Here is a 6,604-nt window from a genome sequence, read left to right as displayed (position 1 = left end):
AATTATGAGCGTATTCAACTAAAAACAAAACTGACACCATATGAAAAACGATGTCAGATTGCTTAATTTAAAGATATTCTATGATAGTGCTTGCTATTTTGTGTACGCTGTATGGGGTTCAGTTCAATAGCCTACTGTTTTTTTATTTTCTTTATATTTGTATTTCATTTGTTCACCAATTAGTATCTTGGGATTTTATATTTATTTAGATACTTCAAATATACTTATAGGATAAAATTTGATGCTATGAAAATTTTTTAAAACCACAAAAATATACAATTTTTATCAACGATATTTTATAACGAAACGGGTACACTATATAATGCACACTATGAATTAGTGTAGTTTTTATATTCGAAGGGAGAATACTTATGAATAAAAATGATTTAGAAAACGCAAAAAAATCAACTAATCAATCAGAATCTAATAGAGGTTCAATCTCTTCAAGTGCTGGTATGTCTAATGTGAATAGCAATGCTAATGATGTTACTTCTAAAAGAGGACAAATAAGTAATGAATCAGACGCAAGCAATTTTTCTGATGATGCTACTTCTAAAAGAGGGCAAATAAGTAATGAATCAGACGCAAGCAATTTTTCTGATGATGCTACTTCTAAAAAGGGACAAATGAGTAATGAATCAGATGCAAGCAATTTTTCTGATGATGCTTCAAATACTGGTATGTCTAATATGTCTGATATAAATAGCAGCGCTAATGATGCTACTTCAGAAGAAACAAAACAATTAAATGCACGTTCAGGAGCAAAGAAAGCTAACACTAAAAAAGAATTTTAAGGTATCGCATAATTTTATGCTAAAAAATCACCCGTGTTTCACGGGTGATTTTTACGTAGTTTCACATTATTATACTGTTTTAAAACTTACAAAATCCAATGAGTCGCTAACGTTAAAAGGATATAATACGAACTCTATAAATCACATCTTTTTAGTTATATAATTTTTAATTTTAATCCAAATATCATCTGGAAACTCATTCAAATCATAATATTTACCAATGTTAATGCCTTACACTGACGTGGTAGAGTAAACATAAGGAGGTTTCGAATATGAAAAATTTATTTTTTTTATTACAATATATAACCCCACATCTATGATATGGGGTTACTTGGGACGATATATATGAAGATTATTCATTACTCAAAACATTTTAATTACAACAATTACTAATATAAATACTGTTAGAACTCCAAAAGCTAATAAAGTATCTCTCTTTATTAATTTATTGTTCATGTATTATCCCCCTCAAAAATCCTATTATGTACTATCCTTTGGCTTACCTAGTTCCCTTTTAGATTTTCTTAGTTCTATTCATTATGATAGCTTTAATTTTATTTGCTTGATCTTCAGTTATAGTGTTAGCGTTTACAACGTTTGTTTCTAAATCCTGTTGTATATTTAGGATGTTATATTCATCTATAAGATCATTCAATTGACGGTTAATAATTAATCTTTCTATCCTCAAATCTCTTAATTTATTAATACATGTTTTAATATCAAAATCAGTTAAATTCCTATCAATTATCTCTTCCATCGTAAAACGCCTCCCAGTTAATTAATTTCATAAAATATATATTCTATATATAAATTTTTTTCCCTCTTTTTTCGTTATTATTATTTATAATTACCCTTAATAATACATAAAAAAACTATACAATATAATGTTAGTTATAGTGAATGGCTTTTTTACTTGTCTAGTAAAAAAACAGTTTAATAACTTCACGCCCTACATCTTTTAAGGAAGTGGAGCAATAAAACGCCAGATAGATTCATAATTTTTTTTCCACAAGCCCCGCTTAGAATAAGTTTCAGCATTGAATATTGTACAGTCTTTGATATCATTTAAAAATGTATCACAGCATTTAATCGCAAAATCATTATTATAAATAAATGCATTGATCTCATAATTAAGACTAAAACTTCTAATATCAATATTTGCACTTCCTATTGTTGAAACGTGATCATCTATAACAAGTGTTTTTGCATGAATAAAACCTGAATGCAGATATACCTTTACACCATCCTTTAGGAGTTTTGACACGTTTAATAAAGAAACAGCATAAATAGATTTTTTATCAGATGAAGCACTACTTGTTGTAAATGAAATAAGAAAGCAAATGTCGTGAAATGATGTATTAACGAAGTTCGTATATTATCTTAACAATTGAATTACAACAATTACTAATATAAACACTGCTAGAACTCCAAACGCTAATAAAGTATCTCTCTTAATTAATTTCTTATCCATGTATTATCCCCCTTAGAAATCTAATTATGATTACGCTCATTTTAAACTATTAGTTATAAAAGTGAAGTCTTAACTGACATTAATAAACTAATCACAAAATATTATACGTTAACTAAAACTAAACGAAATTAGATGATATCGCTGATACACCATACTGAGTACGAATTCTTATTAACAGTGAAATCACCGTTACCATCTTCAGCTATTTTAATTTCTCCAGAAATATTACCAGTTATATCTACAAACATTTTACCTGAAAACTTTTCTCCAACAAACATCTTCTTAGAACCGCCATTATTTGCATTAGAAATTAGGGCAGCTAGTCCATTTTCTCTTGTCCAACCCACAATATGAGCATCATCGAAATAATCATGTTGCTCCCCATAAGCAAACTCTTTCCTTGCTTTTAATAATTTATCTAATTGATCTTTTAGCGGAGCTATATCATTAGTTGGCATTCCATAATAATCTCCAAAGAAAATACAAGGTATACCTTCTTGTCTTGTTAAAATGAAAGTATAAGCATGCAACTTAAATGAATTGTCTACCCAAGACTCAAGTGATTGTCCAGGTTGGGTATCATGGTTGTCCACAATAGTCACCGAATTTTCGGGATAACAACTTATTAATGTATTTGACATTAACTCTCTTAAATCATAGTTCTCCTTCTCATTTGCAGCTGATACAAAGTTATAGTGCAATGGTACATCAAAAACATTAAACATGTGTGAAGTATCCTCAACATATTTTTTCAAAACATCCATATCAGTATGCCAATATTCTCCTACTGTAAAAAGCTCTTTACTTGTGATTTCCCTTATATCATTAATAAACCTTTTGAAAAATTCAAAGTCTATATGCTTTACTGCATCTAATCTAAACCCATCAAGATCTGCTATTTCAATGTACCATAATGCCCACTTTAAGAGTTCATCATATACTACAGGTGAACTAACATCTACATCTGTAAGCATAAGATAAGAATAGTTACCATTTTCATCATCTACTCCTACATCCCAGCTCTTACCAAGTCCAGTAAATTGAAATATGGCACTTTCCTTTTTATTCTCATCCCAATCTACCCCATCAAAATGTTCCCAGTTCCATTTAAAGTCGGAGTACTTATTATTTCTTCCAGAGAAGTTGAACTTAGTCCATGCTTTTATATCATATTCATCAGATATTTTATTATTTCGGTCATCTGGGTCTACTTTAACTACCTTTACCCATTCAGTTTTATCTGCTCCACCTTTGTGGTTAAGTACTATATCTGCTAATATCTCAATGTTATTTTTATGAGCCTCAGCTATTGCATTTATATATTCATCCTTTGTACCATATTTAGTTCGTTTACTTCCTTTTTGATCAAATTCACCAAGATCATATAAGTCGTAAACAGCATAACCTGTATCGTTATTGCCACCTGCACCTTTATATGCTGGCGGCATCCAAATGGTATTTATGCCCGCATCACTTAATGATTTACTTTGTTCTTTTAAAAAGTTCCAGTGTCCTCCATCTGATGGAAGATTCCATTCGAAAAATTGCATTATAGTTCTATTCATGTAAGGCAGCTCCTTTTATTATCTTTTTAGTTGGTAATAGTAATAATGTTGGTGTTATTCTTTATAGCACCAACTTGTTTTCATGGTCATTATATTATTATGTACTCTTCTTTGGCCTATTTATTTTCATTTTAGCTTTTCTTATTTCTATTCATTATGATAGCTTTAATTTTATTTGCTTGATTTTCAGTTATAGTATTAGCATTTGTACTGTTTTTTAATTGTGTTTCTAAATCCGGCTGTATATTTAGGTTGTTATATTCAACTATAAGATCATTCAACTGACAGTTAATAATTAATCTTTCTATCCTCCAATTGTTTAATTTATTAATACAGGTTTTAATATTTCTTCCATCGTAAAACGCCTCCTAGTTAATTAATTTCATAAATTATATATTCTATATTCTATATATAATTTTTTTCCCCTCTTTTATCGTCATTATTATTTATCATTACCCTTAATCATACATAAAAAGCCATGGTCTTTTTATATACAGGCTTTTTTAAAACTAAATTTATATTTATAGCATTTAACATAATAAGTGTTATCCCAGGTATAAATCTATATTAAGGAGTGATTTATTATGGAAAAACCAATAAGTGAAATTACTACAGATGAAATGGCAGCATAGTATGTTAAATAAAAAATGGTTATTATGTTGAATATAGCGTTAAAATTTATAGATCTAATGATATATTTATAATGTCTTCTGGTTCACTTGTTGAGTTTGAAATAGAAAAAATTAAGCACCTAAACATCTGATAAAAAGCACGTTATATATTAGGGATGGGAAAAAGTACAATGTCGTGAAAATATAATTTCACGACATTTGTATTTCACTCTTATAGAGCCTATAGCCTCATAATTACTTTAACGTATGTAATAAACTACCATATTATTGCTAATAAGGGTGTCTAATTGAGAATATACACTACTTTATGCATTATTTTTCTTCGCTTTATCCTTTTATTGTAATTTATATTTTATTTTACTTAAAGAAGGGGTTAGACCTATATTACTGTGGTTATATAAGAGCCACATGGTAATTCCAACAGTATAGGATGATTAATTGTGAGGTTTAGATATTAAAGTACCTTAGAAAACCTATAAAAAGGTATGTATATATTAAAACCAATATCTTAATAAGTATATTCATGTAAAAAAGGAAAATTTATTTCAGTATAGAAATATAGGATAGAAAGGTGGCTAAAAATATGGCTCATAAACGAAAAATAACTGATGAACAGGTTGAAAAAATAAAATACTATAGTTCATTAAAAGATATTGCTATGAATGCAAAATGTTATGCATATATTGAAGAAACGTATATTGATATATGGAAAAAATCTGATGGTGTAAAAGCGAAATATGGAGATACAAATGGAAACTCATTTCTTGTAACTAAATTCATTACAGATATTTCTATATTTATATATGAGTCTATTACTTTTATTAATTCAATAGAGGATAGTCCATTGAAAAAAGAACTTAAAAAGCTCTATGATGAATCCTATTATAATAATTTAAAATCAATTCGAAATAACATACATTTATATAATACTTATGGAAGTTATAAAGATAAAGCTGATAATATAATAAATAATCAATTGAAAGAATTTAACATGGAAGAAAAGGATTGGCTTTATCCATTTAGGAATGATACTTCACTAATATATAAAATCACTAATAATAAAGGTTTAATTTTAGGCACTGATTATCTTTATAAGCACTACATATTTGAAGTTAATGGGTTAGAGTGGACAGAAGAAGAAACAAAGAACTACGCAAGTACTTCAGCCAAAATTTTAACTGTGCTTTCAACAAAAGTTGCTAAAATTAAAGTACCTATAATTAGTATAAAGAATAGAGATATGCATATTGAATTTTTTGATTATAAAAGTGAGGAGTTATTTAAAAATATTGATATTGAGCATTCTACAACATTACGATTAATCCTGATTCTAACAGAATTAAGTTATATTTCTATATTAGTCGATGATATATTAAATACTGAAAATCTACATACCATTAATATAAATTGGATGTTATTTTTAGGTAAATATGTTGCAACTAAATATGATGAAGCATTAGATAGTATTGAAAACTCATTAAAGTATTCAAATGATAAAATATTTTTACGAAAATTATTTAATAACAATAATAATAAGAGTTTGGACTTAAGAAAATTTGGACAAAATTTAAGGAATATGCTACATTTTGGATTACTTGATATTAAAAAACAAGAATATGATGGTATCTCTAAATTGGAATTAACTGAATTGTATTTATCAAAAACTAACACAGATAATGTTGAAGAATTTATTACTAAATACTCGTTAATGAGAAATGATATGAAGATTATTGAAAGTAAAATTAGGGATGCACTTAAAGTAGAAAAATCTTTCTAAATGTAAATATACTAGATCTAATAGCATACAACATAACGAAAAATTATGTTGTATGCCTTTCCATTGCCAACTTCTGTGAGCTTTCGTGAAAACTTAATTTTTCCCATAAAGATAGACCTCCTAATCATCTTATTTCAATATTAACTACTTGAGTAATTGAAATAAGCTGTTCAGGGGGCCTATGAGTCATTAACTCTTAACTATTTTAAATATCTTTTGGTTTTTTTAAAATTCCTAGTATTAAGCAGGTTACTGTAGCTCCTATCAAAATCGATAGTAAATAAAGTAATGGACTTCCATTAACTAAAGCAACTACAAATATACCACCGTGTGGAACTGGCATTCCTATATTAAAAAACAATGCA

The 6,604-nt window shown here is 27.9% G+C and carries 6 protein-coding genes and 1 pseudogene; 2 read left to right on the top strand and 5 right to left on the bottom strand.

The window, feature by feature from the left end; all coding sequences use genetic code 11:
- Positions 1-371 precede the first annotated feature (371 nt).
- The gene (locus tag LGK95_RS21620; RefSeq protein ID WP_226126970.1) at positions 372-794 is read left to right on the top strand and encodes a hypothetical protein; all 423 of its coding nucleotides are present in this window, start codon (positions 372-374) and stop codon (positions 792-794) included.
- Between the two features lie 514 nt (positions 795-1,308).
- Here the strand turns inward: LGK95_RS21620 and LGK95_RS21615 are convergent.
- The 4 genes from LGK95_RS21615 to LGK95_RS21600 form a co-directional block, all read right to left on the bottom strand.
- Positions 1,309-1,551 (bottom strand): hypothetical protein, encoded by a 243-nt coding sequence (locus LGK95_RS21615; RefSeq protein WP_226126969.1) that lies wholly within the window; start codon positions 1,549-1,551, stop codon positions 1,309-1,311.
- A 201-nt stretch (positions 1,552-1,752) separates the two neighbouring features.
- Positions 1,753-2,058, bottom strand: a complete 306-nt coding sequence (locus LGK95_RS21610; RefSeq protein WP_226126968.1) for a phospholipase D-like domain-containing protein — start codon at positions 2,056-2,058, stop codon at positions 1,753-1,755.
- Positions 2,059-2,393: 335 nt separating this feature from the next.
- Positions 2,394-3,830 carry an alpha-amylase gene (locus tag LGK95_RS21605; protein ID WP_226126967.1) on the bottom strand — a complete coding sequence of 479 codons (1,437 nt, stop codon included), beginning with the start codon at positions 3,828-3,830 and terminating at the stop codon, positions 2,394-2,396.
- 131 nt (positions 3,831-3,961) lie between these two features.
- The gene (locus LGK95_RS21600; protein WP_226126966.1) at positions 3,962-4,111 is read right to left on the bottom strand and encodes a hypothetical protein; all 150 of its coding nucleotides are present in this window, start codon (positions 4,109-4,111) and stop codon (positions 3,962-3,964) included.
- A 934-nt stretch (positions 4,112-5,045) separates the two neighbouring features.
- Between LGK95_RS21600 and LGK95_RS21595 the strand changes: the two genes are divergently transcribed.
- Positions 5,046-6,239 carry a hypothetical protein gene (locus LGK95_RS21595; protein ID WP_226126965.1) on the top strand — a complete coding sequence of 398 codons (1,194 nt, stop codon included), beginning with the start codon at positions 5,046-5,048 and terminating at the stop codon, positions 6,237-6,239.
- Between the two features lie 205 nt (positions 6,240-6,444).
- Here LGK95_RS21595 and LGK95_RS21590 read toward each other — a convergent pair.
- Positions 6,445-6,604, bottom strand: a pseudogene (locus tag LGK95_RS21590) (PTS fructose transporter subunit IIABC); the annotation flags it as partial.

The sequence above is a fragment of the Clostridium algoriphilum genome, assembly GCF_020443705.1.
Lineage (GTDB): Bacteria > Bacillota > Clostridia > Clostridiales > Clostridiaceae > Clostridium_AD > Clostridium_AD algoriphilum.
The sequence above is the reverse complement of the archived record's forward strand: the minus strand, read 5'-3'. Positions and strand labels throughout refer to the sequence as shown.

Coding starts and splice junctions, on each gene's coding strand:
- LGK95_RS21620 (WP_226126970.1), top strand. CDS start 372: ATGAATAAAAATGATTTAGAAAACGCAAAAAAATCAACTAATCAATCA.
- LGK95_RS21615 (WP_226126969.1), bottom strand. CDS start 1,551: ATGGAAGAGATAATTGATAGGAATTTAACTGATTTTGATATTAAAACA.
- LGK95_RS21605 (WP_226126967.1), bottom strand. CDS start 3,830: ATGAATAGAACTATAATGCAATTTTTCGAATGGAATCTTCCATCAGAT.
- LGK95_RS21595 (WP_226126965.1), top strand. CDS start 5,046: ATGGCTCATAAACGAAAAATAACTGATGAACAGGTTGAAAAAATAAAA.